This window comes from Janthinobacterium sp. GW823-FHT01H08, from assembly GCF_058797855.1.
In genome coordinates this window covers 4,184,837-4,209,645 of sequence record NZ_CM179504.1, presented here as the reverse complement: position 1 = coordinate 4,209,645, position 24,809 = coordinate 4,184,837, and the positions used below count along the sequence as shown (strand labels likewise).

General features: G+C 64.1%; 21 protein-coding genes and 1 pseudogene. 9 read left to right on the top strand and 13 right to left on the bottom strand.

Translation table 11 applies throughout. The features are described from left to right. Positions 1-70: 70 nt before the first annotated feature. Both AC3RCG_RS18800 and AC3RCG_RS18795 read left to right on the top strand, forming a co-directional pair. A complete protein-coding gene (locus AC3RCG_RS18800) occupies positions 71-952 on the top strand; it encodes a CE1 family esterase (protein ID WP_492402590.1) in 882 nt (293 codons plus the stop codon). 60 nt (positions 953-1,012) lie between these two features. Continuing rightward, positions 1,013-1,516 carry a DUF1993 family protein gene (locus AC3RCG_RS18795; RefSeq protein ID WP_492402592.1) on the top strand — a complete coding sequence of 168 codons (504 nt, stop codon included), beginning with the start codon at positions 1,013-1,015 and terminating at the stop codon, positions 1,514-1,516. A gap of 3 nt (positions 1,517-1,519) precedes the next feature. Here AC3RCG_RS18795 and AC3RCG_RS18790 read toward each other — a convergent pair whose 3' ends face one another. From AC3RCG_RS18790 to AC3RCG_RS18780, 3 genes are read right to left on the bottom strand one after another with little or no spacing between them, the layout of a single operon-like run. After that, positions 1,520-1,975 carry a hypothetical protein gene (locus AC3RCG_RS18790; protein WP_492402594.1) on the bottom strand — a complete coding sequence of 152 codons (456 nt, stop codon included), beginning with the start codon at positions 1,973-1,975 and terminating at the stop codon, positions 1,520-1,522. Beyond that, complete coding sequence (locus AC3RCG_RS18785; RefSeq protein ID WP_492402596.1) at positions 1,972-2,961, bottom strand: D-2-hydroxyacid dehydrogenase; 990 nt, start codon at positions 2,959-2,961, stop codon at positions 1,972-1,974. The genes AC3RCG_RS18790 and AC3RCG_RS18785 overlap by 4 nt, the downstream gene beginning before the upstream one ends. Beyond that, positions 2,958-3,917, bottom strand: a complete 960-nt coding sequence (locus AC3RCG_RS18780; RefSeq protein ID WP_492402598.1) for a LysR family transcriptional regulator — start codon at positions 3,915-3,917, stop codon at positions 2,958-2,960. The genes AC3RCG_RS18785 and AC3RCG_RS18780 overlap by 4 nt, the downstream gene beginning before the upstream one ends. A gap of 148 nt (positions 3,918-4,065) precedes the next feature. Here AC3RCG_RS18780 and AC3RCG_RS18775 point away from each other — a divergent pair, with 148 nt between their 5' ends. From AC3RCG_RS18775 to AC3RCG_RS18750, 6 genes and pseudogenes are all read left to right on the top strand, one after another. Next, entirely contained in the window at positions 4,066-4,278 is a 213-nt protein-coding gene (locus AC3RCG_RS18775) for a hypothetical protein (RefSeq protein ID WP_162995731.1), read from the top strand. Next, positions 4,275-5,135: an alpha/beta hydrolase gene (locus AC3RCG_RS18770; RefSeq protein ID WP_230504654.1), complete on the top strand. Its 861-nt coding sequence runs from the start codon at positions 4,275-4,277 to the stop codon at positions 5,133-5,135. The genes AC3RCG_RS18775 and AC3RCG_RS18770 overlap by 4 nt, the downstream gene beginning before the upstream one ends. A gap of 271 nt (positions 5,136-5,406) precedes the next feature. Beyond that, positions 5,407-6,660 (top strand): efflux RND transporter periplasmic adaptor subunit, encoded by a 1,254-nt coding sequence (locus AC3RCG_RS18765; protein WP_121669927.1) that lies wholly within the window; start codon positions 5,407-5,409, stop codon positions 6,658-6,660. Positions 6,661-6,662: 2 nt separating this feature from the next. Further along, the gene (locus tag AC3RCG_RS18760) at positions 6,663-9,863 is read left to right on the top strand and encodes an efflux RND transporter permease subunit (protein ID WP_070219500.1); all 3,201 of its coding nucleotides are present in this window, start codon (positions 6,663-6,665) and stop codon (positions 9,861-9,863) included. Between the two features lie 44 nt (positions 9,864-9,907). After that, positions 9,908-11,353, top strand: a complete 1,446-nt coding sequence (locus AC3RCG_RS18755; RefSeq protein ID WP_492402976.1) for an efflux transporter outer membrane subunit — start codon at positions 9,908-9,910, stop codon at positions 11,351-11,353. 172 nt (positions 11,354-11,525) lie between these two features. Beyond that, positions 11,526-11,929: pseudogene (locus AC3RCG_RS18750) on the top strand (fasciclin domain-containing protein). A 55-nt stretch (positions 11,930-11,984) separates the two neighbouring features. Here the strand turns inward: AC3RCG_RS18750 and AC3RCG_RS18745 are convergent. The 8 genes from AC3RCG_RS18745 to AC3RCG_RS18710 form a co-directional block, all read right to left on the bottom strand. Beyond that, entirely contained in the window at positions 11,985-12,257 is a 273-nt protein-coding gene (locus AC3RCG_RS18745) for a hypothetical protein (RefSeq protein WP_071650178.1), read from the bottom strand. A 45-nt stretch (positions 12,258-12,302) separates the two neighbouring features. Beyond that, a complete protein-coding gene (locus tag AC3RCG_RS18740; protein WP_070219501.1) occupies positions 12,303-12,647 on the bottom strand; it encodes a hypothetical protein in 345 nt (114 codons plus the stop codon). A 114-nt stretch (positions 12,648-12,761) separates the two neighbouring features. Next, positions 12,762-13,784: a serine hydrolase domain-containing protein gene (locus tag AC3RCG_RS18735; RefSeq protein ID WP_492402602.1), complete on the bottom strand. Its 1,023-nt coding sequence runs from the start codon at positions 13,782-13,784 to the stop codon at positions 12,762-12,764. Between the two features lie 63 nt (positions 13,785-13,847). Continuing rightward, positions 13,848-15,080, bottom strand: coding sequence for a PepSY-associated TM helix domain-containing protein (locus AC3RCG_RS18730; RefSeq protein WP_492402978.1), 1,233 nt, complete (start codon positions 15,078-15,080; stop codon positions 13,848-13,850). 15 nt (positions 15,081-15,095) lie between these two features. After that, the gene (locus AC3RCG_RS18725) at positions 15,096-17,264 is read right to left on the bottom strand and encodes a TonB-dependent siderophore receptor (RefSeq protein WP_492402604.1); all 2,169 of its coding nucleotides are present in this window, start codon (positions 17,262-17,264) and stop codon (positions 15,096-15,098) included. A 279-nt stretch (positions 17,265-17,543) separates the two neighbouring features. Continuing rightward, a complete protein-coding gene (locus AC3RCG_RS18720; protein ID WP_492402606.1) occupies positions 17,544-17,882 on the bottom strand; it encodes a hypothetical protein in 339 nt (112 codons plus the stop codon). A 39-nt stretch (positions 17,883-17,921) separates the two neighbouring features. Then, positions 17,922-18,263 carry a hypothetical protein gene (locus AC3RCG_RS18715; protein ID WP_070219505.1) on the bottom strand — a complete coding sequence of 114 codons (342 nt, stop codon included), beginning with the start codon at positions 18,261-18,263 and terminating at the stop codon, positions 17,922-17,924. 222 nt (positions 18,264-18,485) lie between these two features. Continuing rightward, positions 18,486-18,815 carry a hypothetical protein gene (locus AC3RCG_RS18710; protein WP_070289293.1) on the bottom strand — a complete coding sequence of 110 codons (330 nt, stop codon included), beginning with the start codon at positions 18,813-18,815 and terminating at the stop codon, positions 18,486-18,488. A gap of 212 nt (positions 18,816-19,027) precedes the next feature. Here AC3RCG_RS18710 and ligD point away from each other — a divergent pair, with 212 nt between their 5' ends. Next, positions 19,028-21,514 (top strand): DNA ligase D, encoded by a 2,487-nt coding sequence (gene ligD, locus AC3RCG_RS18705; protein WP_492402609.1) that lies wholly within the window; start codon positions 19,028-19,030, stop codon positions 21,512-21,514. On the opposite strand, the gene AC3RCG_RS18700 is transcribed toward ligD, so the two are convergent. Both AC3RCG_RS18700 and ku read right to left on the bottom strand, forming a co-directional pair. Beyond that, positions 21,498-23,810 (bottom strand): PAS domain S-box protein, encoded by a 2,313-nt coding sequence (locus AC3RCG_RS18700; RefSeq protein ID WP_492402611.1) that lies wholly within the window; start codon positions 23,808-23,810, stop codon positions 21,498-21,500. The two genes, ligD and AC3RCG_RS18700, sit on opposite strands and share 17 nt — an antisense overlap. A gap of 121 nt (positions 23,811-23,931) precedes the next feature. Next, positions 23,932-24,807, bottom strand: a complete 876-nt coding sequence (gene ku, locus AC3RCG_RS18695) for a non-homologous end joining protein Ku (protein WP_409028349.1) — start codon at positions 24,805-24,807, stop codon at positions 23,932-23,934. Positions 24,808-24,809: the final 2 nt, after the last annotated feature.

The window sequence follows — 24,809 nt, the reverse complement described above, 5'->3', positions numbered from 1 at the left end:
AGGGAGATTTCACCGCGATTTCACCGGCGCCTGCGTAAGCTGCAAGCTCTTGATGAATGGAGAAAACCGCATGAAGTTTCTTATCAGCCTGCTGGTGCTGGCGTGCACCAGCATCCCGGTTCTGGCGCAAGTGAGCAGCCTCGTCCACAAGGAGGAAAAGCGCCGCTACATCGTCTATACGCCGGAGGCTTATCAAAGCCAGCCCCAGCAGAACTTTCCCGTCGTCTTCAATTTCCATGGCGGCGGCATGAGCATGGCGGAACAGATGCTGTACACGCAGATGAACAAGGCGGCCGAGCGGCACCGGTTCATCGTCGTCTACCCGCAAGGCATCAGGCAGGACTGGAACGTGGGCTTCGGCATGGATTACCTGACGGGTACCGATGACGTCGGCTTTACGCAAGCGATATTGAGCAAACTCAAACAGGATTATCGCATCGATGACAAGCGCGTGTATGCGACGGGCCTGTCGCGCGGCGGTTTCTTTGCCCTGCGCCTGGCGGCGGAACTGCCGCAACAGTTCGCCGCCGTTGCCTCGGTGGGCGCGCCCATGCCGGAACCCGTGCTCCAGCATCACAAGCAGAAGGACAAGGTCGGCATGCTGCTGATACAGGGCATGGCCGACAAGGTCGTGCTGTTTGAGGGCAAGGCCGCCAGCTACCTGTCGGCCGAAGGCACGTATGATTACTGGCGCAGGCACAACGGCATCGACGGCGCCACGCCGCAGCCGCGCCTGATGCCTGGTCCTGCGGGCGACGCCACGCAAGTGAACTGGCTGGAGCAGGGCAGTGGTGAGGGCGGCGCCAAGGTGGCCTTGCTCACCGTCAAGGATGGCGGCCACACGTGGCCGGGCGCCGACGCTTTCAATGTTGGCCTGCCCATCGGCAAGACCACGCGCGCCGTCGATGCGAACGAGGTGATGTGGGAATTTTTCAGCAAGCACCGGCGATAACGCTGCGGCGACGCGGGTGCCTGTGGCACACTCGTGTCATCGTGAATCTTGCACAAGGAAATGATGAACAGCCACCCCGTCGCCATCTTTTGCCGCTCGCTGGGCCAGTTGTCGGCCATGCTGGACAAGCTCGAGGCCCAGCCGCAGATCCTGGCCGCGCGGCTGCATCCGGACATGCTGCCGTTTGCCCAGCAGGTGCGCGCGGCCGTGAGCTTTTCGCTGCGCGGCTGCTGCCCGCTGGCGGGGCTGGAGGTGGCCGATTTCAGCGCCGCCGCCAGCCTGCAGGAACAGATCGCGCAGACCATGCGTTATCTCCAGGACATTCCCGCGGAGCGCTTCGACGGACCGCTTGAGCGCATCTGCCGCGACCGCGCCGGCTTTGCCGACATCGCGCTGCCGGCCGGCGAGTATTTGAATTTGTACATCTTGCCGAATTTCTACTTTCACTTCAGCATGGCGTATGCGATTGCCCGCAGCGGCGGCGCGGCCATCGGCAAGGGCGATTTCGATGGCTATCATGCGTATGCGCCGGGTTTCAGTTTTGAGCGTCCCGCCGCGCCGTAAGGCCTACAGCCCCGCTTCCTTCCAGGCAGACAGCCCCAGCCGCTTCAGCAGCCGGCCCGACAGCCCGCAGCTCCAGCAACTGATCTGGATTTGCCGGTGCCGCCCCTGGTCCGCATGCCAGGCTCGCTCGGCGTAAGCAAGCAGGGCCTCGCTGAGCGGGGAATGGTCGGCCACGGGCGGCAAGCGCGACATCAGTTCGAACACGCCGTGCGTCGTCTCCCTGATCTGCAGCAAACCGGCCAGCAGCGCGCGCAGCACGGCGCCGTCGATGTTGGTACTCGCTTGCGTGAAACGCTGCTGCCAGCACAGGTTGCGCGCTTGCCACAGCGCCAGCAGCGCGGGCACGTCGGCCGTCCGCAGCTGCCCGATCAGTTCGTCCGCCTCCTGGAACAGGTCGAGGCGGTCGTATTCGTCGCCGTCCAGCCCCAGCAGTTCATCGAGTTCGTGCAAGGCGCTCATGCCACCACGTTCACGGGAGCGCCGCGCTCGAACGCTTCGATATTGCCGATCAGGATGTCGGCCAGCTTTTGCATGGCTTCGCCGCTGGCCCAGGCCGTGTGCGGGGTGAGGATGAAGTTGGGCAGGCGCAAGTTCAACAGCGGATTGTCTGGCGGCGGCGGTTCCTTCGACAGCACGTCGAAGCCGGCGCCGGCGATCACGCCACGGGTCAATGCGTCGGCCAGCGCCGCTTCATCGACGAGGCCGCCCCGCGCCGTGTTGATCAGCAGGGACGTCGGCTGCATGCGCGCCAGCTCTTGCTCTCCGATGATGTTGCGCGTCTTGTCCGTCAGCGGCAGGTGCAGGCTCAGCACGTCGGAGGTGGCCAGCAGTTCATCAAAACTCACTTCCTGCACGCCGTCTTCCTCGATCGGGGAACGGTTGTGGACGATCACCTGCATGCCGAAGGCGTGTCCCAGCTGGGCCACGGACTTGCCCAGCGCGCCGTAGCCGAGCAAACCCAGGCGGCTGCCGGCCAGGTCGCGGATCGGGTGGCCGAACAGGCAGAAGCGGTCGGACTTCTGCCACAGGCCCGCTTCCACGTCCGCGCGGTAGGCGACCAGCTGGCGGCGCAGAGCCAGCATCAGGGCCAGCGTGTGTTCGGGCACGGTGGCGCGCGCATAGTCGCGGATATTCGCGACGATAATGCCCCGCGCGCGGCAGGCGGCCAGGTCGAGGATATCCGTGCCCGTGGCGGCCACGGCGATCATTTTCAGGTCGGGCAGCTGCGCCAGTTCTGCCGCGCGCAGCGGCACTTTATTGGTGATGGCGATGCTGGCGCCTTGCAGGCGGGCTACCGTCTGCTCGCTGCCCTTGGTATGCGGATATTCTTCCCAGCTGTGGGCAAAGGCGGGCGGGCGCACGGTGGCGATCAGGCTGTCGCGGTCGAGAAAGACGATGCGGTGCTGGTGCGGGTGCAGGTGCGGTGATGTGCTTGCTGCGGTCATGGCTGGGCCTCGGTCAGGGCGGCACGCGCGGGAAGGGTGCTCTTGCCCTTCAGCTGCGTGGCCGGGTGGTTGGTAAACATGTCGGCGACCCATTCGACGAATACGCGCACCTTGGCGGACAGGTGACGGTTGGGCGGATAGATCACGTGGATGGGCAGCGGGTCGGATTCCCAATCGCCCAGCAATTCCACCATTTTGCCCTGTTCCATCAGGGGCGCAAGCATGAAATGCGTCATTTGCACGATGCCCAGGCCCGCCAGGCCGGCGGCCGCGTAGGCGTTCGAGTCGTTCAGGGCGATATGGCTAGGCATGGACATCTGGATGCGTTCGCCGGCGCGCGTGAAATCCCACTCGAAGGTCTTGCCCGTCTTGGCGGAGAAGAAATTCACGCCCCGGTGCTGCGCCAGGTCGTTCGGGTGCTGCGGTGTGCCGTGGCGCGCCAGGTAGCCGGGCGCGGCGCAGGTAATGAAATGCAGCACGCCGACCCGGCGCGCGATCAGGTTCAAATCGCCCAGTTCGCCGCCGCGCACGGCGCAGTCGACGCCTTCCTCGATCAGGTCGACGGGGCGGTCGCTGCAGCCGAGTTCCAGCGAGATATCGGGGTAGCGGGCAAAGAAGTCGGGCAGGGCGGGGATGATCAGTTCGCTGGCCAGGGCCGTGGGCGCATCCACGCGCAGCCGTCCGCTGGGGCTCAAGCGCGTGCGCGACAGCGATTCCTCGGCTTCGCGCACGTCCGACAGGATGCGCACGCAGCGTTCGTAATACGCGGCGCCGTCGGAGGTGATGCTGACGTGGCGCGTGGTGCGGTTGAGCAACTTGACCGACAGGCTCGCTTCCAGCGACTGGATCAGGGTCGACACGGTGGCTTTGGGCAACTGCATGTTTTCCGCCGCGCGCGTAAAACCGCCCGCATCGACGACTTGGATGAAAACTTCCATGGCTTGCAGCTTGTTCACTTGATTTCCTATCACTTTCTGCGTGATTATTCAGAATCCTGAACAATCAATTCGGCATTGCACTCTTTATCAGATTGTAGATCAAGTCTATAGTTGTTGTACTGCAGCATAAATGTGATGCCGCAGGAAGTACAACAGGAGAAACATCATGGGTCATCGGAATGGAAACTTTGCAGTATTCGCCTTGGCGGCGAGCCTGCTTGCTCTGGCCGCGATGGTATCGACGGATGCCTACTCGCTGGCGGCGCAAAGCGAAGCCAGCGCTTATAGCGCCCTGACCCATGAAGTGGGCGGCGTCGCCCTGTTGTGCCTGAACGACGCGGTACGCGATGTGGCGGTGCAGCCGGTGGTGGCGCAATGAGCATTGCCGACACCACGGCCGAACTGGCACCTGGCCAGGCGTTGAAGATACGCGACATCCAGGTGCAGGGCGCGCAGGATGCGCTCGGCGCGCGCGTCTACACGGCCGGCGTGCCGGGTGCCAAGCAGCCGAACCTGATGGTCTTCTTCCATGGCGGCGGCTTTGTGGCCGGCGACCTGGACGACGCGGACGACTTCCTGCGCTGCCTCGTGCTGAGCAATCCCGACCACGTGGTGCTGGCCGCGAACTACACGCTGGCGAAGGTGCGGCCATTCCCCGCCGCCGTGGAAGACGCGCATGCCGTGCTGCTGTGGGCGAAAAAGAACAAGTCCAAGCTGGGCTGGACGGGCAAGCAGATGGTGGTGTCGGGCATCGAAGCGGGCGCCAACCTGGCCGCCGTGTGCGCCATGATGTCGCGCGACCGGGGCGGGCCGCCCCTCGCGGGCCAGGTGCTGATCATGCCCATGCTCGACCCCGGCCTGTCGACCTGCTCGATGCGCTCCTTGCCGACCTGTCCGGACCTGGCCGAAGTGGCCGACCAGTGCGCCGCCGCCTACCGCGGCTACCTGCCGAATGCCGCTGACCGTACCCATCCGTACGCGTCGCCATTGCAGTCGAGCCGCCTGAAGAACCTGCCGCCAGCCTTGATCTTGTCCAGCGAAGATGACCCATTGCGCGACGAGGCTGAACAATACGGCAGTAAATTGATCGCCTGCGGCATCAAGACCACCGTGCGGCGCATGGCCGCCGCGCCGCTGCAGGACGCGACCGCCCGTAATGAATGCGCCTGCAAGGTGCAGGTATTGAGCGAAATTAGCAGTTTCGTCGCCGGACTGGGGCAGGAGCCCGAGTCATAAAGCCGCCATCTGCGGCACTGCAAAAAAACTTACACTAATCAGTTTACTTTTTGAGTTTCGGTTGCTACACTACGCAGTGTAGTTCCCTTCCTGTCTGCGTTGTGCGTTCGCACAGCCAGCTTCGTCGTCCCCGTCCGCTTTCAAGCAGCTGGCGGCCTGTTTACCTTTGATCGAGCGCCGTCGGGCGCCATGGCACCACCATTCACTTTTTCAGCTGGGTTGCTTCCTGCCGCCCATGTCATTAGAAATTTTCATAAAACAGGGAAATAAAATGAAAAACGTTCAACAATTTTCCACCTTAGGTACACTCATCAAGCCCCTGGCGGCCTCGCTCGCGCTGGCAGGACTGGTGGCCGTGAGCCTGGCCGGCTGCGATTCGGCCAATAGCAAGGTGCCCGACGCGCCAGCGGCCGGCGGCCCGCCCATCTCGGCCGCCGCCGTCGTTGAAAAACAGATCACGGAAACGCAGGAATTCTCGGGCCGCCTGGAAGCGATCGAGCGCGTGGAAATCCGCTCGAGAGTCGGGGGCTTCATCACGGCCGTCAACTTCAAGCCGGGCAGCGAAGTGAAGAAGGGCGATGTGTTGTTCGTCATCGATCCGCGTCCATTTCAGGCCGAAGTGTCGCGCGCCGAAGGCACGGCCGCCTCGGCCCGCGCCAAGGCGGAACTGGCCAAGCTGGAACTGTCGCGCGCTGAAAAGCTGCTGGCCGAAAAGGCCATCGCTCAGCGCGAATTCGATGAAAAGGCGTCGGGTCTGAAAGAGCTGGACGCGAATGTCCGTTCGGCGCAAGCCGCGTATGAAGCGGCCAGGCTGAACCTGTCGTACACGCAGGTGCAGGCACCGATCAGCGGCCGCGTCAGCAAGGCGGAAATCACCGTCGGCAACCTGATCGACGCTTCCGCCATTTTGACGTCGGTGGTGTCGACGGACCGCATCTACGCCAGCTTCGACGGCGATGAAGATACCTACCTGCGCGTGGCCGGCACGGCGCAAAAGGGCACGCCCGTCACCGTCAAGGTGGGCCTGGCCAATGAAACGGGCTTCCCGCACGAAGGCAAGCTGGAATTCGTCGACAACCAGCTCGACCCGGCCACGGGCAGCGTGCGCATGCGCGCCACCTTCGCCAACGCCGAGCGCCAGCTGGTACCGGGCCTGTTCGCACGCATCCAGCTCGATGGCGGCAACGGCCCGCACGCGCAAAGCACGGCACTGCTGATCTCCGACCGCGCCGTTGGCACGGATCAAAGCCGCAAATACGTCTACGTGGTGGGCGCCGACAACAAGGCCGAATACCGCGCCGTCAAGCTGGGCCCGACCTCGGACGGCTTGCGCGTGGTGCGCGAAGGCTTGAAGGCGGGCGAAAAAATCGTCGTCAACGGCTTGCAGCGCGTGCGCCCCGGCGCGCCCGTGACGCCGCAGATGGTGGCGATGGATTTCGACCCGACCGCGCCCGTCGCTCCCGCAAAACCTGAAGCAAAAGACGCCAAGATCGCCGCGAAAGCAGCATCGACTTCCAAGGAATAAACATGAATTTTTCCCGCTTTTTCATCGACAAGCCGATTTTCGCGGCGGTGCTGTCGATCGTCATATTCGTGGCCGGGCTGCTGTCGATATTCGGCCTGCCCATCTCCGAATATCCCGACGTCGTGCCGCCATCGGTGGTGGTGCGCGCGCAATACCCGGGCGCCAATCCGAAAGTGATCGCCGAAACCGTGGCCGCGCCGCTCGAAGAGCAGATCAACGGCGTCGAGAACATGCTCTACATGTCCTCGCAAAACACGTCCGACGGCGCGATGATGCTGACCGTGACCTTCAAGATCGGCACCAACGTCGAGCAGGCCGAGACGCAGGTGCAGAACCGCGTGCAGCGCGCCTTGCCGCGCCTGCCCGAGGAAGTGCGCCAGATCGGCGTGACGACCGTCAAGTCCTCGCCCAACCTGACCATGGTGGTGCATCTGGTGTCGCCCAACAAGCGCTATGACGATATGTACCTGCGTAACTACGCGGTGCTGAACGTCAAGGATCAACTGGCCCGTTTGCCCGGCATGGGCGACATCCAGATCTTCGGCGCCGGCGACTATGCGATGCGCATCTGGCTCGACCCGCAAAAGGTAGCGGCGCGCGGCATGACGGCCAATGACGTCGTCGACGCGATCCGCGAGCAGAACGTGCAGGTGGCTGCCGGCGTGATCGGCGCCTCGCCAGCGAAGAACTCGGACTTCCAGCTGACCGTCAATACCCAGGGCCGCCTGCAGACGCCCGAGGAATTCGGCGCCATCATCGTGCGCACCAATGCCGACGGCGCCGTGACGCACCTGAAGGACGTGGCGCGCGTGGAAATGGGCGCAAACAGCTACTCGCTGCGTTCGCTGCTGAACAACAATCCTGCCGTCGGCATGGGTATTTTCGAAGCGCCGAACGCCAACGCGCTGCAATTGTCTTCCGACGTGCGCGCCAAGATGGACGAACTGAAAAAAGACTTCCCGCAAGGCGTGGAATACCGGATCGAGTACGACCCCACGCAGTTCGTGCGTTCGTCCATCGAAGCCGTAATCCACACACTGCTGGAAGCCATCGCCCTGGTGGTGCTGGTGGTGATCATCTTCCTGCAAACCTGGCGCGCATCGATCATTCCGCTCTTGGCCGTTCCCGTGTCGATCGTCGGTACCTTTGCCGTGATGCTGGGCTTTGGCTTCTCGATCAACACCCTGTCGCTGTTCGGCCTCGTGCTGGCCATCGGTATCGTCGTCGATGACGCCATCGTCGTGGTGGAAAACGTCGAGCGCAACATCGAGGAAGGCTTGTCGCCGCGCGACGCCACCATCCAGGCCATGAAAGAGGTGAGCGGTCCCATCGTCGCCATCGCCCTGGTGCTGTGCGCCGTGTTCGTGCCGATCGCCTTCGTGCCCGGCCTGTCGGGCGAGTTTTACCGCCAGTTCGCGCTGACGATCGCCATTTCGACCGTGATCTCCGCTTTCAGCTCGCTGACCCTGGCACCAGCCCTGTCGGCCGCGCTGCTGAAACCGCACGATGCGCCGAAAGACGCGCTGACGCGCGGCATGGACATGGTCTTCGGCCGCTTCTTCGCCTGGTTCAACCGCTTCTTCGGCCGCGCCTCGCACCGCTATGAAGCGGGCGTGAAGGGTGTATTGGGCCGCAAGAGCGCCTCGCTGGGCGTGTATGCGCTGCTGGTCGTTGCCGCCATCTTCACCTTCAAGTCCGTGCCGGCCGGCTTCGTGCCAGCGCAGGACAAGCAATACCTGGTGGGCTTTGCGCAATTGCCCGACGCCGCCTCGCTGGACCGCACGGAAGATGTCGTGCGCCGGATGTCCGACGTCATCAAGTCGGTGCCCGGCGTCGAATCGACCATCGCCTTCCCCGGCCTGTCGATCAACGACTTTACCAACGCGCCAAACGCCGGCATCGTCTTCGCCACCCTGAAGCCGTTCGACGAGCGTACTACCAAGGAGCTGTCCGGCGGCGCCATCGCGGCCGAGATCAACAAGCGCCTGGGCGGTATCCAGGACGCCTTCATCATGGTCTTCCCGCCACCGCCCGTCAACGGCCTCGGTACCATCGGCGGCTTCAAGATGATGATCGAAGACCGCGGCAACCTCGGTTATGACGCGCTGTACAACGCCACCCAGGCACTGGCCGCGAAAGCGTACCAGACGCCGGAACTGGCGGGCGTGTTCTCGGGTTACCAGATCAACGTGCCGCAGCTGTTCGCCGACGTCGACCGCGTGAAAGCCAAGCAGATGGGCGTGCAGCTGCAAACGATTTACCAGACCTTGCAGATCAACCTCGGTTCGCTGTACGTGAATGACTTCAACCAGTTTGGCCGCACCTACCAGGTGCGCGTGCAGGCCGATGCGGCATTCCGTTCGCATGCGCAGGATATCGCGCAGCTGAAGGTACGCAATGACAAGGGCGAAATGATCCCGCTGTCGTCGTTGATGCGCGTCAAGGATAGTTACGGTCCTGACCGCGTGCAGCGCTACAACGCCTATGCCGCAGCCGATTTCAACGGCGGCGCCGCACCTGGCGTATCGAGCGGCCAGGCGCAAGTCGCGCTGGAACGCATCGCCAAGGAAGTGCTGCCGCAGGGGATTTCGTATGAGTGGACGGAGCTGACCTACCAGGATATCTTGTCCGGCAATACGATGATCTACGTGTTCCCGCTGTGCGTGCTGCTGGTGTTCCTGGTGCTCGCTGCCCAGTATGAAAGCTGGACCCTGCCGCTGGCCGTGATCCTGATCGTGCCGATGTCGATCCTGTGCGCGCTGTTGGGCGTCAAATTGACCGGCGGCGACAACAACGTGTTCACTCAGATCGCGCTGTTCGTGCTGGTGGGGCTGGCGTCGAAGAATGCGATCCTGATCGTGGAATTTGCCCGCGAACTGGAAGAGCATGGCCGCACCGTCGTGCAAGCGGCGCTGGAAGCGTGCCGTCTGCGTCTGCGTCCGATCCTGATGACGTCGATCGCCTTCATCATGGGCGTAGTGCCACTGGTGTTCTCGCACGGCGCCGGTTCGGAAATGCGCCATGCGATGGGCGTGGCGGTCTTCGCCGGCATGCTGGGCGTGACCTTCTTCGGCCTGTTCCTGACGCCCGTGTTCTACGTACTGCTGCGCACCCTGGCGCAGCGTTTTGAGAAAAAACCAGCCGCCGCTGCCGCCAAGCCTGTCGCCGCGCCAGCGCTGGACCTGGAAGGAGATATATATTGAAAACCAATGCAATCATCCGGCGCGCGGCGCCCGTCTTGAGCGCCATGGCCGCCGCAGTTCTGCTGGCCGCCTGCGCGGCGCCCGAGTTCAAGCAGCCGCAGATCGAGACGCCGGTGGCGTTCAAGGAAGCACAAACCTTGCCTGCCGTGCAGACGGCAGCCGACGGCACGCGCTGGAAGCAGGGCGTGCCGGCCGAGCGCCAGGCGCGCGGCGAGTGGTGGCTGGCGTTCAATGATCCGGCTTTGACTGGCCTGATCAACGAGGCCACGCAGGCGAACGCCAACCTGGCCGTGGCCGCCGCCCGCGTCAAGCAGGCGAGGGCGATTGCCGGCATCGCCGAAGCGGACCGCATTCCGCAAGTGGGCGTGAACGTGGGCGGCCAGCGCAACCGCGCTTCCGCCATGTCGCTCGGCTTGCCGAACGGCGCGCCGGTGGCGGCCGCCAACGTCTACCAGGCCAACCTGACGGCCAGCTACGAAGTCGATCTGTTCGGCAGGGTGGCATCGAACGTCAGCGCCTCGCGCAGCGATGCGCTTGCCGTGGAAGCGACTTACCGCTCGGTGCTGCTGTCCTTGCAGGCCGACGTGGCGCAAACCTACTTCCAGCTGCGCGCCACGGACGCCGAACTGGCGACCCTGGAACAGACGGTGCGCCTGCGCGAGGAAAGCGTGCATGTGAACCAGCGCCGCTACGACCTGGGTGACATCGGCGAATTCGACCTGTCCCGTGCCCGCACGGAGCTGTCGACCGTGCGCGCCGAAGCCATCGGCCTGCAGCGCCAGCGCGCCACCAGCGAGCATGCGCTGGCCGTCCTGCTGGGCAAACCTGCCGCCAGCTTCACGGCGGGCGTCAACCCGCTGCAGGACAGCGGCTTCCTGCCCGTGATCCCGGCCGGCATGCCGTCGTCCTTGCTGGAACGCCGTCCCGACATCGCGTCGGCGCAGCGCACCATGGAAGCGTCGAATGCGCGCATCGGCGTGGCCAAGTCGGCCATGTTCCCCGCCTTGAGCCTGAACGCTTCCGGCGGCGGCGCGTCCGATACCTTCTCGGACATCTTCAAGTGGAGCAGCCGCTCCTGGCTGCTGGGCGCCCTGATGTCGATGCCGATCATCGACGGTGGCCGCAACAAGGCGGCCGTGAGCCGCAGCGAAGCGCAGCTGGAAGAATCGGTGGCGACGTATCGCCAGAGCGTGCTGGTGGCCTTCGCCGAGGTGGAAGACAACCTGGCTGGCCTGCGCATCCTGTCGGGCCAGACGCAGCAGATCGACGAAGCCGTCGTCTCGGCGCGCCGCTCGGCCGACCTGGCGCAAAAGCTGTACGACGCGGGCCGTTCCAGCTACCTCGATCTGCTCGATGCGCAGCGCAACCTGGCGGCCATCGAGCGCAATGCCGTGCAGCTGCGCGGCAACCGCGCCGTCACCACGGTGGCGCTGATCCGCGCCCTGGGCGGCGGCTGGGGCGAGACGGAGCCGCAAGTCGCGGCCAACTAGTATCCCGGCTATAAGCCAGCCAAGAACGGCGTCGTGCATTGCACGGCGCCGTTTTTTTATGGTTGGCGCAGGTCGGCTCAGCGCTGTAGGTCGGCTTAGCGCGCAGCGCGTAAGCCGACAATACCCTGTTCATCACGTCCATGCTGGCCGCCAGCGCCCCCTTTGCCGCCGCATGGCGACCATGGTCGGTGGCCAGAGCATGTATCCGTCCAGGGACATCGTCGACAACGCCGTCAATTCGGCCGACCACACGAGCCTGGTCGCCGCCGTGAAGGCGGCTGGCCTGGTCGACACCCTGGTCAAGCCGGAAACAAGGCGACCCTGACGAAAATCCTCACCTACCACGTGGTGCCCGGCAAATACGACTTCAAGGCGCTGGCCAGGGAAATCAAGATGCATGACGGTAAAGCCACCTTGCCCACGGCCAGCGGGGGCAAGCTGATGTTCGCCATGAACGGCATGCACAACATCGTGGTGATGGATGAAGGCGGCAACAGCGCCAACATCAGCACCTATGACGTGTACCAGTCGAATGGCGTGATCAATGTCATCGACACGGTGCTGATGCCACAATAAGCGGACGAAAAAAAAGACAGGGAAAACCCTGTCTTTTTGCTTGCTGCGGCCGTGATTACTTGGCTGGCGCTGCTGCTGGTGCGGAAGCTGCTGGTGCGGCCGGAGTTGCTGGCGTTGCCGGCGTTGCTGGTGCCGCTTTCTTCGCCTTGTGATGCTTGGCTTTCTTGTGCGTCGCTGGCTTGACGGCTGCTGCCGGGGCTTCGGCCTTGACGACAGGGGCGACGACAGGAATCGGTGCCACTGGAGCGACTGGCGCGACGGCTGGCGTCTGGGCGAAAGCGGCGGTGGCGAACAGGCTGGCGATCAGGGTGGCGATAACTTTTTTCATGATGAGATCCTTGGTGTTTTTTCGGGTGAATGCAGTGGGAAGAAATTACTTCGCTGGAGCCGCTTCAGCGGTGGCCGATGCCAGCTTTTCGTCAGCCTTGGCCTTGGTTTTCTTGGCTTTGTGGTGGGCTTTGGCCTTGGTGGTGGCCGCTTCCGCTTTGGCGCTGGCGACGTCCGTCTTGGCGGCGACGACGGCTTTCGCTTCTTTCGCGTCCGCTTTGACGACCGTTTGCGCTTCCTTGGCATCGGCTTTTACGACGGCCTTGGTGTGGGCCGCTTCCACTTTGGCGGGAACCGAGGCTGCCGGGGTGGCTGCAGGAGCTGCAGGCGTCTGGGCAAAGGCAGCGGTTGCGAACAGGCCGGCGATCAGGGTAGCAATTACTTTTTTCATGGTGCAGTCCTCAGTGGTGGTTGTCTGGTGTATCTGTTGGTGCCGGGATGATTCCCGTGTCACTGAGCATAAAACGCGGCCCCGGACGCTTGCGTTGACGGTCATTACAAACGCTTACATCTGCGTGGCATCGGCTTTCAGGATGGCTTTCAGGATGTCTTCCGAACGGCGCTGCCCATGCGCCTTGCCGTAGGCGCTGGATGCCACGCTCACCACCATGCGACGCGTGGGAATCACATAGATCTTGTTGCCGCCATTGCCCGAGGCGAAATACACGGCGATTTTTTGTCCTCCGATCTCCTGCGTCTTCGCGTACCAGAAATAGCCGTAGCTGTCGGCGTAGCGGTCGACGGCGCCGATGGCCACGCGTGGCGCCAGCACCGCGTGCAGCCAGGCGGCGTCGATGACCCTCTTGCCGCCAACTACGCCATCGTCGAGCACCATCTGGCCGATCTTCGCCGTGTCGCGCGCGCGCAGCGACAGATTGCCCTGTCCCTTCGGATGGTTGGCCACGTCGCGGCCCCAGCTCCAGCGCGTGATGCCCAGCGGCGCGAACAAGACCTTGGCGGCGTAGTCTTCCAGGTCGGCGCCGCTGGCGTTTTCCACCACCCTGCCGGCGATGTACGCCCCCAGCGAGTTGTAGCGGTAGGCGCTGCCCGGCTTTGTTGCGGCCGGCACGCCGCGCACGAAGGCGGCGGGGTCGGGCGCCGCATCGAGCTTGTCTTCATTGCCGGGCGACTGTTCGTCTTCATCGAAGGCGGCCAGGCCCGAACGCATGGTCAGCACGTCGTCGAGGACGATCTTGCCCGCCGGGCTGCCGGCCACTTCGGGCCAGTAGTCGCCCACGGTTTTTGTCGTCGCCAGCTGGCCGCGCGCCACGGCCGCACCGGCCAGCAGGGCGGTGATGCTCTTGCCGGCCGAGCGGATGTCGTGCAGGGTATCGGCCGTCTCGCCGTTGTAATAGCGTTCGGCGACGATGGCGCCGTCGCGCAGCACGACGACGGCGCGCAGGTCGCCATGGCTGTCGCGGTCCTGGGCTTGCAGGACTTGCTCGATGGCGGCGGGGGCGCTGTCCTGCGCCAGGGCGGCGCAGGACAGGAGGAGGGTAGTCAGCAAGGACAAGGACAGGCGGCGCATGGACAGCTTTCGTGGCGATGGTCGGATCGCCAGTGTCGCCCAGTTGCGCCGTTTTGTGGCGTTTTACTGCGCCTGCTTGCTGAAGTTGGCATGCGGCGCCGCCGCCTTGCCGGTCTGCGCCGCGCGGGCACGGCGCTTTCTCAGCCAGATGATCAGGCCCGTCGCGCTCAGCATGGCCACCACCAGGCCCATGGCGGAAATCAGGATGCGTCCGGGCAGGCCCAGGATGCGGCCCGAATGCAGGGGGAATTGCGCCTGCAGGAAGATGTCGCCCGCGCTGCCCGTGCCGGGCACCACGCCGCCGGCCGGCTTGCCGTCGCGCCCGTCGAAGTACAGCCACGCATTGCCAAGGCCACCGTCGCCATGGTCGTTGTCCGCCGCGAAGAAACCGACGCCATACAGGCCGTAGGCGGAAGAATAGAACACGCCGCCGGCCGGCAGCGTCCAGCCCCGTCTTGCCGCTTCCGTCTTCGCCAGCGCCACGGCCTCTTCGCGCGTCAGCAGCGGCTCGATGGGGTTCCCGGGGGGCTGCGGCGTGCGGCTGTCGAAGGCGTTCGGGCTGAGCGTGGACAACTTCGCGACCAGGGGACGCATCACCTGGGTTTGCAGATTCATCGACACGGACGTGACGGCCAGCACCAGCAGCAGCAACCAGACCCACACGCCGCCCGAGCGGTGCAAGTCAAAGTTCAGCCTGTGGCCCCCTTCGCGCCAGCGGAAGGCCAGCGACTTGCGCCAGCTGCGCCAGTTTGGAAACGACAGGTATAGGGCGATGCCGCAGTCAAGGACCCACACGATGCCGATGATGCCCATGAACCACACGCCCAGTTCGATGCCCCAGCCATCGGGAATGTGCATGGTGTAGTGCAGTTTATACAGGAAGGGCAGCAGGTTTTCGCGCGTCAGCGAGACCGCGCCCCACAGGCGCGTGCCCTGGATGGCGCCCGTGGCCGGGTCGACGGCCACCTGGTTGAAGCCCGGCTCGAACGGCTTGCCGGTGGCCGGGTCGGGCCGGCCTTCCACCGAGATCAGCGCCGTGTGGCCAGGCTCGATCGCCGTGAGCGCGTAGTTCACGCGCAGGCGCCGGTCCTGCGCCTCGAGCTGGCGCGCCAGTTCCAGCCCCGATTTTGCGGGGCCGACATCGGCGGCGCTGGCGGCGTGGAACAGCTGCGGATTGAGCCAGGCATCGAGCTCGTGATCCCACGAGATCACGGCGCCCGTCAGGCCGGAAATGAACAGGAAGAGCGCAGCCGCCAGGCCGAACCAGCGGTGCAGAACAACCATGGGAGGACGCAGTCGCATGGTGGCTCCCTAGTATTTCCAGCTCAGGGTGGCGCTGCCATTGCGGCCTGCCGCGTACAGCGACTGGGTCCAGTACAGGCTGGTCAGGTGCTTCTTGTCCGTCACATTGTTCAGGTTCAGCGACAGGCTGACGTTGCGGCTGATGGCGTAGCTGGCCATCAGGCCCAGTTGCGCGTAGGCGCCCTGGTGCAGGGTGGTGCTGTCGTCGACCTTGTTGTAGATGGCGTCCTGCCAGGTCAGGCTGGCGCCCACCTTCAGCGCCGGCACGGCTGGCACGTGATAGGTGGTGGCCAGGTGGAAGCGCTTGCGCGGGATGAAGGTGCGCGCATCCTTGCCGTCGTCGCCCTCGATGCGCAGCTGCGCATAGCCGGCGTTCGCCTGCCAGCCTTTCGCCAGTTCGCCCGATGCATCGAGCTCGAAACCCTGCGATTCCGAATCGACGCCCTTGTAGAAGGTCTTGAGGTCGGGCGTGGTGCCGGCCGCCTCGGCCACGTTCTTCTGGCGCGTCTTGAACAGGGCGCCGGACAGGTTCAGGCGGCCATCGAACCAGTCGCTTTTCAAGCCCGCTTCCAGGCTCTTGCCGGTGGCCGCCGCCAGGGTCTGGCCCGTGCGGTCGATGCTGCTTTGCGGGTTGAAGATTTCCGTGTAGCTGCCGTAGGCCGACACATGGCGGCCGATGTCGTACACCAGGCCGAGATAGGGCGTGGTGTCGCTCTGCGACTTGGCCTGGCTGACGCCGTACGCGCTGCCCGTGCTGTCGGCCTTGACGGTGTTCACGCCCGCCAGCAGCTTGGCGTTGTCGGCCAGGTTGAAGCGGGCGGCCAGGTAGGCATTCTTGCGTTCGTCCTTGTAGGCGCTGCCATCGGTGGAGGCGTCGAAGAGCGGTTCCGGGTAGGAGCCGTCGAAGGCCGTGCCGTTCGGCAGGGCCGTGCCGATGCCGCGGCCATAATACGACACGTCGTCGAGCGTGGATTTCGACCAGGCCAGGCCCATGCTGAGGTCATGCCGGCGCCCGGCCAGCGTGAATGTGCCCGTGGCGGCGACATCGAGCAGGCGCTGCTTGTTGGCTGAGGCATAGCGCGAAGGGTAGCTGAACAAGCCGTCGCCCGTGGCCTTGTCCGGCGTGCCGTAGACGTAGAACAGTTTGGAATCGGAGGTGGAGCGGTTGTAGGTGGCCGTGGCCGTCACGCGCCAGTCGGCATTGAACTGGTGCGCCAGTTCGGCGAAGGTGCTGTTGTTGAGGATGCTCCAGCGCGACCAGTCGGCCGACGTCGAGGCGGAAATCGGGTAGTCGGTCGGCGTGCCGTCCGTGTAGGCGACGGGCAGGGCGCCCCACATGCCGCCCCTGGCCAGGTTGTTCTGGTAGCTGTGGCCCACGGCCAGGCGGGTGTCCGGCGTCAGTTTCGCTTCGACGATGGCGTAGGCGACATCCTTGCGCGGCGAGTAGCGGTCCAGGTGGGAATCGCCTTCCTCGTGGGCGGCGACGAAGCGGGCCGCCACCTTGCCGTCGCTGCCGAGCGGCGTCGAGACGTCGGCATCGACGCGGCGCGTGTTCCAGGAGCCCAGCGTGACGCCGGCAGCAGCGGCCAGGCCCTGGGTCGGGCGCTTGCGCACGAAGTTGACGGTGGCCGACGGATTGCCGGTCGAGGAAATCAGGCCATTCGCGCCGCGCACGATGTCGACGCGCTCGAACAGCGCCGTATCGAGGTCGCCCATCACATTGCCGAAGACGAAAGGAATGCCGACGCCGTCGAACTGGAAGTTGGTGATGTCGTAGCCGCGCGCCGTGTAATAGCTGCGGTCCGTTTCCACCGCTTCCACCGTCACGCCCGTCGTTTGCGCCAGCACCTTGCTGGCGTTGTCGAGCCTGAAATCGTCCATCTGCGCGCGCGTGACCACGGAAACGGCCTGCGGCGTCTCGCGCAGCGACAGGTCGAACTTGCTGGCCGATGCGCTTTTGCGCGCCGTGTAGGCGTTCGCGTCGCTGCTGCCCGTGACGGTAATGGTTTGCATCACGGGCGTATCTTCGCCAGCGTCATCGGCGGGGGCGCCGTCGGCGCCATGCGCCATGCCGGCGCCGAGCGCCAGTGAAATGGCCAGGGCCAGCGGGCGCAACGACAGCGCGGCGGGGGAGGATGGGGTGGACGGTGCGGCGGAAGGGGTGATGCGACCTGGCATTGAAACGGCTCCTGAATCAAGGATGAGAATGAGAATAATTCTCAATTCTATTTGATGAGGGGCCGGAATAGGGACTTTTTGTGACTGAAAAGCGTTGTTTTTTTACATCTTTACACGGTTTTACGTGGAAAGCTCCTGCTCCCGAGCGTAAGTATCGGTCATGCGCAGCCGATGCCAGCCGCGAAAAAAAAAGACAGCCGAAGCTGTCTTTGATACTGCGGGCGAAGCCGCCACGGAAGCGCAGACCCGGCGGACGCGCTGCCGTGGCGATTGCCGCGATTACTTCGCTGGCGCAGGTGCTGCCGGTACGGTTTCTGCCGCTTTCGTTGCGTCCGCTTTCACTTTCGCTTTGCTGGCCTTGTGATGGGCCTTGGCCTTGCTGACCTTGGCGTCGGCCTTGGCGCTGGCCACGTCGGCTTTCGCATCGGCGACGACGGCCGCTTCTTTCGCATCGGCTTTCACGACGGCCTTGGTTTCCTTGGCTTCCGCTTTTGCTACGGCTTTCGTGTGGGCCGCTTCCGCCTTGGCGGGAACCGGTGCTGCCGGGGCGGCAGGGGCTTGGGCGAAGGCGGCGGTAGCGAACAGGCTGGCGACGAGGGTGGCGATAACTTTTTTCATTGTATTGTCCTGGAGAGTGGTAAGCGATTGTCTGGGTGATTACTTGGCTGCTGCCGGTGCTGCTTCAGCGGTGGCCGATGCCAGCTTTTCGTCAGCCTTGGCCTTGGTTTTCTTGGCTTTGTGGTGGGCCTTGGCTTTCGTGGTGGCCGCTTCCGCTTTGGCGCTGGCGACTTCCGTTTTCGCGGCGACGACGGCTTTCGCTTCTTTGGCGTCCGCTTTCACGACCGTTTGCGCTTCCTTGGCATCGGCTTTTACGACGGCCTTGGTATGGGCCGCTTCGACTTTGGCGGGCACTGCCGGAGCTGCTGGGGCTGCGGGCGTCTGGGCAAAGGCAGCGGTTGCGAACAGGCCGGCGATCAGGGTAGCGATTACTTTTTTCATGGTGCAGTCCTCAGTGGTGGTTTGTCTGGTGTATCTGTTGGTGGTGGGATGATTCCCGTGTCACTGAGCATAAAACGCGCCCCGGAAGCTTACCGTTGACCTTGTTTACACTTTCTTACAATCAGGTGTTTTATAGGATGTTGCTGCATGATGCTGGCATGAAAATGAAAAAAGACAGCCGAAGCTGTCTTTTTGTGTGACGCAAAAAATGCGCTGTGGGGATTACTTGGCTGCTGCTGCGGTCGCTTCAGTTTTGGCTTCGTCAGCCTTGGCCTTGGCTTTTTTCGCTTTTTTGTGGGCTTTGGCTTTGGTGACGGCGGCATCGGCCTTGGCGCTGGCGACGTCGGCTTTCGCATCGGCGGCAACAGCGGCTTCTTTCGCATCGGCTTTCACGACGGCCTTGGTTTCTTTGGCTTCTGCTTTAGCCACTTCCTTGGTGTGCTTGGCTTCGGCCTTGGCCGGCGCTGCTGGTGCTGGGGTTTGAGCAAAGGCTGCGGTAGCGAACAAGCCGGCGATCAGAGTAGCGACAATGTTGACAGTGCGTTTTTTCATGATGCAGTTCCTCGAGAAGTGGGGTTGTAGTTCAGGAGATGCATTTCCCCTGTCACTGAGCCAAAAACGCGCCGTGCGGCAATTGCGTTGACACGTTTTCTCTCAATTACAAACACTTACATTTGCCGGGGCAGGCGCTCTGTTAGCTGGCGTACCGCGCCTTGGCCCCTGGCGGCCTAGACTCGATGCCATCGTCACCGCATGGGTCCGCCATGAAAGCCGCCTTGAAAACCTATCAAGCCAAGCGCAACTTCGCCGTCACGCCCGAGCCTGCGGCGGGCGGCGAGGCGGCGGGCGGCGGGCTTACCTTCGTCATCCAGAAGCATTGGGCCAGCCGCCTGCACTATGACTTTCGCCTGGAACTGGACGGCACGATGAAAAGCTGGGCCGTGCCGAAAGGCCCCAGCTACGACCCGCGCGACAAGCGCATGGCCGTGCAAGTGGAAGACCACCCGATTGCCTACGCCAGCTTTGAAGGCACGATCCCCGAAAAACAGTATGGCGCGGGCAAGGTCATCATCTGGGACAAGGGCACGTGGCAGCCCCAGCCGGCCACGCCCGATGCGCGCAAGGCGCTGGCGGCCGGCGAGCTGAAATTCACCGTACATGGCCACAAGATGCACGGCAAGTGGGTGCTCGTGCGCATGAAGGGCAAGGGCGAAAAGCAGCCCGCCTGGCTGCTGATCAAGGAAAAAGATGAATATGCCCGGCCGGCGCTGGAATTTTCTGTCGTCGACGAATTCCCCGACAGCGTCAAGCACAAGGCCATGCCCAGGCGCAAACACAGCGCGGAGCAGGCGGCTGCGCCAGCCGCGAAGCTGCCAGCCGCCCTGTCGCCGCAGCTGGCCACGCTCGTCGATGCGCCGCCGCCAGACGCGCAAGACTGGATGTTCGAGGTGAAATTCGACGGTTACCGCATCCTCGCGCGTTGCGATGGCGAACGGGTCAGTTTGATCACGCGCAATGGCAACGACTGGACGGCGAAACTGCCGAAGCTGCGCCAGGCGCTGGAAAAGCTGGGCTTGCCGCCTGGCTGGTATGACGGCGAAATCGTCGTCAACGACGCCAGCGGCCATCCGGATTTTGGCGCCTTGCAGCGCGCCTTCGAGGCAGACACGACCAGCGAGATCGTGTATTACCTGTTCGACGTGCCGTTTTTCGACGGCCACGATCTGCGCGGCCAGCCGGTCGAGGCGCGCCGGGCCTTGCTGGAACAGCTGCTGCAGCGCTTGCCGGCTTCGCCGCTGCTGCGCTTCAGCGAAGCGCTCGACGCCAAACCCCGGCAATTGCTGGCCCACGCCTGCCGCCTGGGGCTGGAAGGGGTGATTGGCAAGCGGCGCGGCTCGCCCTACGTCACGCGGCGTTCCGGCGACTGGATCAAGCTCAAATGCGGGCTGCGCCAGGAATTCGTCATCGGCGGCTATACGGCGCCGCAAGGCGCGCGCGAAGGCATCGGTTCGCTGCTGCTGGGCGTGCACGATGACCAGGGCAAGCTGCGCTATGCGGGCAATGTGGGCAGCGGCTTTGACGATGCGGCCTTGCGCGACTTGCGGCGCCGCCTCGACACCCTGACCATCGAGACGAGTCCGTTTGCGGGCAAGGCGGGCGGCGTGCGCCAGCCCATCTGGGTCAAGCCGGCGCTGGTGGCCGAGGTCGGCTTTGCGCAATGGACCAGCGGCGGCGCCGTGCGCCACGCCGTGTTTCACGGCTTGCGTGCGGATAAACAGCCGGCCGCCATCGTGCGCGAGCGGCCACAGCGAATCGACAGGGAGAAGACGATGCCAAACCAATCCAGGCCGGACAGCGTCTTGCCGGCCAGTTTCAAGGTCAGCCATGCGGACAGGGTGATCGACAAGGACAGCGGCGCCAGGAAGATCGACCTGGTGCGCTACTACGCGCTCGTGGGCAAGCTGATGCTCGTGCATTTGCGGGGCCGGCCCGTGTCGCTGGTGCGCGCGCCGTCCGGCGTGGGCGGCGAGCTGTTTTTCCAGAAGCATGCGGACACGTCCGCCATGCCCGGCGTCAAACAGCTCGATCCCGGCCTCGATCCCGAGCATGCCAGCATGCTGGAAGTGGCCAGCGTACAGGGCCTGTTGTCGGCGGCGCAGTGGAATGTGGTGGAATTTCACACGCAAAATGCACTGGCCAGCGCCTACGACACGCCGAACCGCCTGGTGTTCGACCTGGACCCGGGCAAGGGCGTGGCCTGGCCCGCCATCCGCGAAGCGGCCGTGCTGCTGCGCGCCTTTTTGACGGAACTGGGCTTGCCCGCCTGGCTGAAAACCAGCGGCGGCAAGGGCTTGCACGTGGTCGTGCCGATCCGCCCGAAACACGACTGGGATACGGTCAAGGCGTTTTCGCAAGCCATCGTGGCGCACATGGCGCAGCTCATTCCCCAGCGTTTTGTCCTGAAAAGCGGACCGTCCAACCGGGTCGGCAAGATCTTCATCGATTATTTGCGCAATGGCCGGGGCGCCACCACCGTGTGCGCGTGGTCGGCCCGCACGCGTTCGGGGCTGGGCATTTCCGTGCCGCTGGCCTGGGAGGAGCTCGACCAGCTGAAGGCGGGCGACCAATGGAACGTGGGCAATGTCCACAGCCGTCTCGACGTGGGCAACGCGCCGTGGGCTGGCTATGCGCGCAGCGCGAAAGGGCTCGGTGCGGCGATGAAAAAGCTGGCCTTTACGCCTCCGGCTTGAATGTCACGGTGGCGCGCGCCAGCTGCAGGGCTTCGTCGATGGCGGCGTTGAGCTGGGGAATCTCGACGGGTTTGGTCAGGTAGCGGAAAAAGCCCGCGGCCAGGCCATGCCGGATGTCGCCCTTCATGGCGTTGGCCGTCAGGGCGATGACGGGAATGTGCGCCGTGCGCGGATCGTTGCGCAGAATGCGTTGCGCCTGGTTGCCGTTCATGCCGGGCAGGTTGATATCCATCAGGATGACATCGGGCTGGCGTTCCAGCGCCAGCGCGATGCCCTGGCGCGCATCGGTGGCCGAGATCATGCGCAGATGCGGCAGGAAGCTGACGATGTCTTCCACCAGGCGCAGGCTGGCCGGATTGTCTTCCACGTACAGCAGCAGCGCCTGGCCGCTGGCGTCGTCCCCGGCGTCGCCGGCAGGCTCGGATAACCCCTCCGTATCCAGCGGCATGCTGTCGGGCGGCGCGGCCATGGTGTCGAGTTCGATCCAGAACACGCTGCCCTCGCCAAGGCAGCTGTGCACGCCCATGCGTCCGCCCATCAGTTCGACCAGGCGCTTGGTGACGACCAGGCCGATGCCCGTGCCTTCTTCGCTGCCGGCCTCCTGCCCCAGGCGGTTAAACGGCTGGAACAGTTCGGCCATCTGCGCGTCGTCCAGCCCCTTGCCCGTGTCGCGGATGGCGATGCGCACGCACAGCGCATCGGGCTGCGAAATTTCCAGCTCCACCTTGCCGGCCGGGCGGTTGTACTTGATGGCGTTCGACAGCAGGTTCAGCAGCACTTGCTTGAGGCGCGTATGGTCGGCCCTGAGCGTCAGCGCTTCGCAGGCGGGAAAGATCAGGTGGATCTGGCGCTGCTGCGCCTGTTCTTCCACCATCACGCGCACTTCCTCGATCAGCGCGGGCAGCGTCACCGCTTCCATCGACAGGCTCAGGCTGCCTGATTCGATCTTCGCCAGGTCGAGGATTTCATTGATCAGGGTGAGCAGGTGGCGCCCCGAGGTGACGATGTTTTGCACGAAGGTGCGTTTTTGCAGCACGGTGGCGGGCAAGGCTTCGTTGGCCAGCAGCTGGGCAAAGCCGAGGATGGCATTCAGCGGCGTGCGCAGCTCGTGCGACATGCTGGTGAGAAAACGGTCCTTCGCCTGGCTGGCCCGTTCGAGTTCGACTTTCTGCTCGTTGAGCGTGCGTTCGATGCGCTTGCGCTCGGAGATGTCGCGGATGGCCGACGACACGAGCACGCCTTCGTCTGTTTCCAGCGGCGACAGGCTGATTTCGACGGGAAATTCGGTACCGTCGCGGCGCAAGCCGTACAGTTCCAGCCCTGCGCCCATGGAGCGGGCGCGCGGCGCCGTGGAAAACGCATGGCGGTGGCGCGGATGGTCCATCGCGTAGCGGGCCGGGATCAGCACTTCCACATTGCGCCCGAGCAACTCCGCGCGCGAGTAGCCGAACAGGCGTTCCGTCTGCGAGTTGACGAGCACGATCTCGCCATCGCCGTTGACGATGACGATGGCGTCCGGCGCCGATTCGAGCAGGCCGCGGAACTTCTGCTCGGCGCGGCGGCGGTCGCTGACGTCGCGGATGGCGCTGATGACGAAGGTGCCGATCTCCGTCTGGATGGGCGACAGGCTGATTTCGACGGGAAACTCGACGTTGTCCTTGCGCAGGCCCAGCAATTCCAGGTCGGCGCCCATGGTGCGCGTGCGGGGCTGGTCGAAATAGCGCGCGCGGTGCGCCACGTGCGAATGGCGCAGCCGTTGCGGCAGCAGACTATCGATTTGCCTGCCGTTCAATTCGCCTTCCGCGTAGCCGAACAGGCGCTGCGCCTGCTGGTTGGCCAGCACGATGGCGCCCGTGGCATTGACCATGATGACGCTGTCCGGCGTCGATTCGAACAGCACGCGGTAGCGCACCTCGACGAACTGGGCGTCGCGCGCCGCCTTCAGCAAGGTCGTGTCCTTCATGGTGGAAATCAGGTAGCGGGGGGCATCCGCCCCGGCCTGTGCGACCTGGCATGCGACATCGACGTGGATGAGTTCGCCATCCTTGCGCCGCCGCAGCGATTCGCGGTCGTAGCTGCCATGCAGGGTCAGCTGTTCGTCGATCAGCGCCGCCGCCTCGGCTTGTCCGGGCAAGGAGATCAGCTCCCACAGCGTGCGGCCCAGCGCTTCGTCGTTGGCATAGCCGAAGATGCGCTGGGCACCCACCGTCCAGCGCACGACGGCGTGCTCTTCGTTCGTGATGACGACGCCGCCAGGGGCGCCGCTGAGGATAAGCTGATCTAACTCGGCATCCATTTTTTTCCGCACGCGAGACAGGGGCTTGCCGGCTGGCAGGCCTGTGCATAACGTAGCGAGAAGCTTGATCAAAGTCAATGCATTTATAGTATTGACTATTCTCGGTGGCGTGGGGCGTGCCTCAGGCCGCCTTGCGCCTGGCGGACGCCGTTTTGCGCGCGGGGGACGCGGCCGTCCGCTTGCGGACCGGTGCCGCGGACGTCTTCTTGCCCAGGCTTTGCTGCAGCAGGGCGACCAGGTCGATCACATTGCTGGCGTGTTCCTCTTCCGGTTCGGGGGCGGGCGGCGTGATGGTCTTGGTCTGTTTCGCCTTGATTTTCTTCTTGACCAGCGCCAGCACGTCTTCGCGGTAGCTGTCGTGGTATTGCTCCGGTTCCCACGCTTCGCTCATGCCTTCCACGAGCGACAGGGCCATCTTGAGTTCCTTGTCGGATATGCCGGCCGCCTTCAGGGTGCTGGCGGGCAAGTCCAGGTCATCCGTGGGGCGGATTTCATCAGCGTAGCGCAGGGTGTTGAGCACGATGGCGTCGCCCACGCAGACGAGCGCGCACAAATGCTGCTTGGTGCGCATGACTACGCTGGCGATACCCACTTTGTTAGCTTTGCGCAAGGTTTCGCGCAGCAGCGCATAGACTTTCTCGCCGCCCTTGGCGGGCAGCAGGTAATACGGGTGCTCGTAAAAGGTCAGCGGCACTTCCGCCGCATCGACGAAGGTGAGGATGTCGATGGTTTGCGTGGCCTTCACGTTCGCCTGCCTTAAATCCTCGTCGGACAGCACCACGTACTCGTCCGTCTTGTATTCATAGCCCTTGACGATGTCGTCCCACTCGACTTCCTTGCCCGTCTGCTTGTTGTAGCGCTTGTAGCCGATGGGCGCGAAGTCGCGCCGGTCCAGCATGGACAAGTCCAGTTCGTGGTCGAGGCTGGCAGAAATCAGCTCGACGGGAATGTGCACGAGCCCGAAGCTGATGGCGCCTTTCCAGAGTGCGCGCGCCATCG

Excerpts from the sequence above, each read along its gene's own strand:
- AC3RCG_RS18800 (WP_492402590.1), top strand. The coding sequence starts at position 71 with ATGAAGTTTCTTATCAGCCTGCTGGTGCTGGCGTGCACCAGCATCCCG.
- AC3RCG_RS18795 (WP_492402592.1), top strand. The coding sequence starts at position 1,013 with ATGATGAACAGCCACCCCGTCGCCATCTTTTGCCGCTCGCTGGGCCAG.
- AC3RCG_RS18790 (WP_492402594.1), bottom strand. The coding sequence starts at position 1,975 with ATGAGCGCCTTGCACGAACTCGATGAACTGCTGGGGCTGGACGGCGAC.
- AC3RCG_RS18785 (WP_492402596.1), bottom strand. The coding sequence starts at position 2,961 with ATGACCGCAGCAAGCACATCACCGCACCTGCACCCGCACCAGCACCGC.
- AC3RCG_RS18775 (WP_162995731.1), top strand. The coding sequence starts at position 4,066 with ATGGGTCATCGGAATGGAAACTTTGCAGTATTCGCCTTGGCGGCGAGC.
- AC3RCG_RS18770 (WP_230504654.1), top strand. The coding sequence starts at position 4,275 with ATGAGCATTGCCGACACCACGGCCGAACTGGCACCTGGCCAGGCGTTG.
- AC3RCG_RS18765 (WP_121669927.1), top strand. The coding sequence starts at position 5,407 with ATGAAAAACGTTCAACAATTTTCCACCTTAGGTACACTCATCAAGCCC.
- AC3RCG_RS18760 (WP_070219500.1), top strand. The coding sequence starts at position 6,663 with ATGAATTTTTCCCGCTTTTTCATCGACAAGCCGATTTTCGCGGCGGTG.
- AC3RCG_RS18755 (WP_492402976.1), top strand. The coding sequence starts at position 9,908 with ATGGCCGCCGCAGTTCTGCTGGCCGCCTGCGCGGCGCCCGAGTTCAAG.
- AC3RCG_RS18745 (WP_071650178.1), bottom strand. The coding sequence starts at position 12,257 with ATGAAAAAAGTTATCGCCACCCTGATCGCCAGCCTGTTCGCCACCGCC.
- AC3RCG_RS18740 (WP_070219501.1), bottom strand. The coding sequence starts at position 12,647 with ATGAAAAAAGTAATTGCTACCCTGATCGCCGGCCTGTTCGCAACCGCT.
- AC3RCG_RS18735 (WP_492402602.1), bottom strand. The coding sequence starts at position 13,784 with ATGCGCCGCCTGTCCTTGTCCTTGCTGACTACCCTCCTCCTGTCCTGC.
- AC3RCG_RS18725 (WP_492402604.1), bottom strand. The coding sequence starts at position 17,264 with ATGCCAGGTCGCATCACCCCTTCCGCCGCACCGTCCACCCCATCCTCC.
- AC3RCG_RS18720 (WP_492402606.1), bottom strand. The coding sequence starts at position 17,882 with ATGAAAAAAGTTATCGCCACCCTCGTCGCCAGCCTGTTCGCTACCGCC.
- AC3RCG_RS18715 (WP_070219505.1), bottom strand. The coding sequence starts at position 18,263 with ATGAAAAAAGTAATCGCTACCCTGATCGCCGGCCTGTTCGCAACCGCT.
- AC3RCG_RS18710 (WP_070289293.1), bottom strand. The coding sequence starts at position 18,815 with ATGAAAAAACGCACTGTCAACATTGTCGCTACTCTGATCGCCGGCTTG.
- ligD (WP_492402609.1), top strand. The coding sequence starts at position 19,028 with ATGAAAGCCGCCTTGAAAACCTATCAAGCCAAGCGCAACTTCGCCGTC.
- AC3RCG_RS18700 (WP_492402611.1), bottom strand. The coding sequence starts at position 23,810 with ATGGATGCCGAGTTAGATCAGCTTATCCTCAGCGGCGCCCCTGGCGGC.
- ku (WP_409028349.1), bottom strand. The coding sequence starts at position 24,807 with ATGGCGCGCGCACTCTGGAAAGGCGCCATCAGCTTCGGGCTCGTGCAC.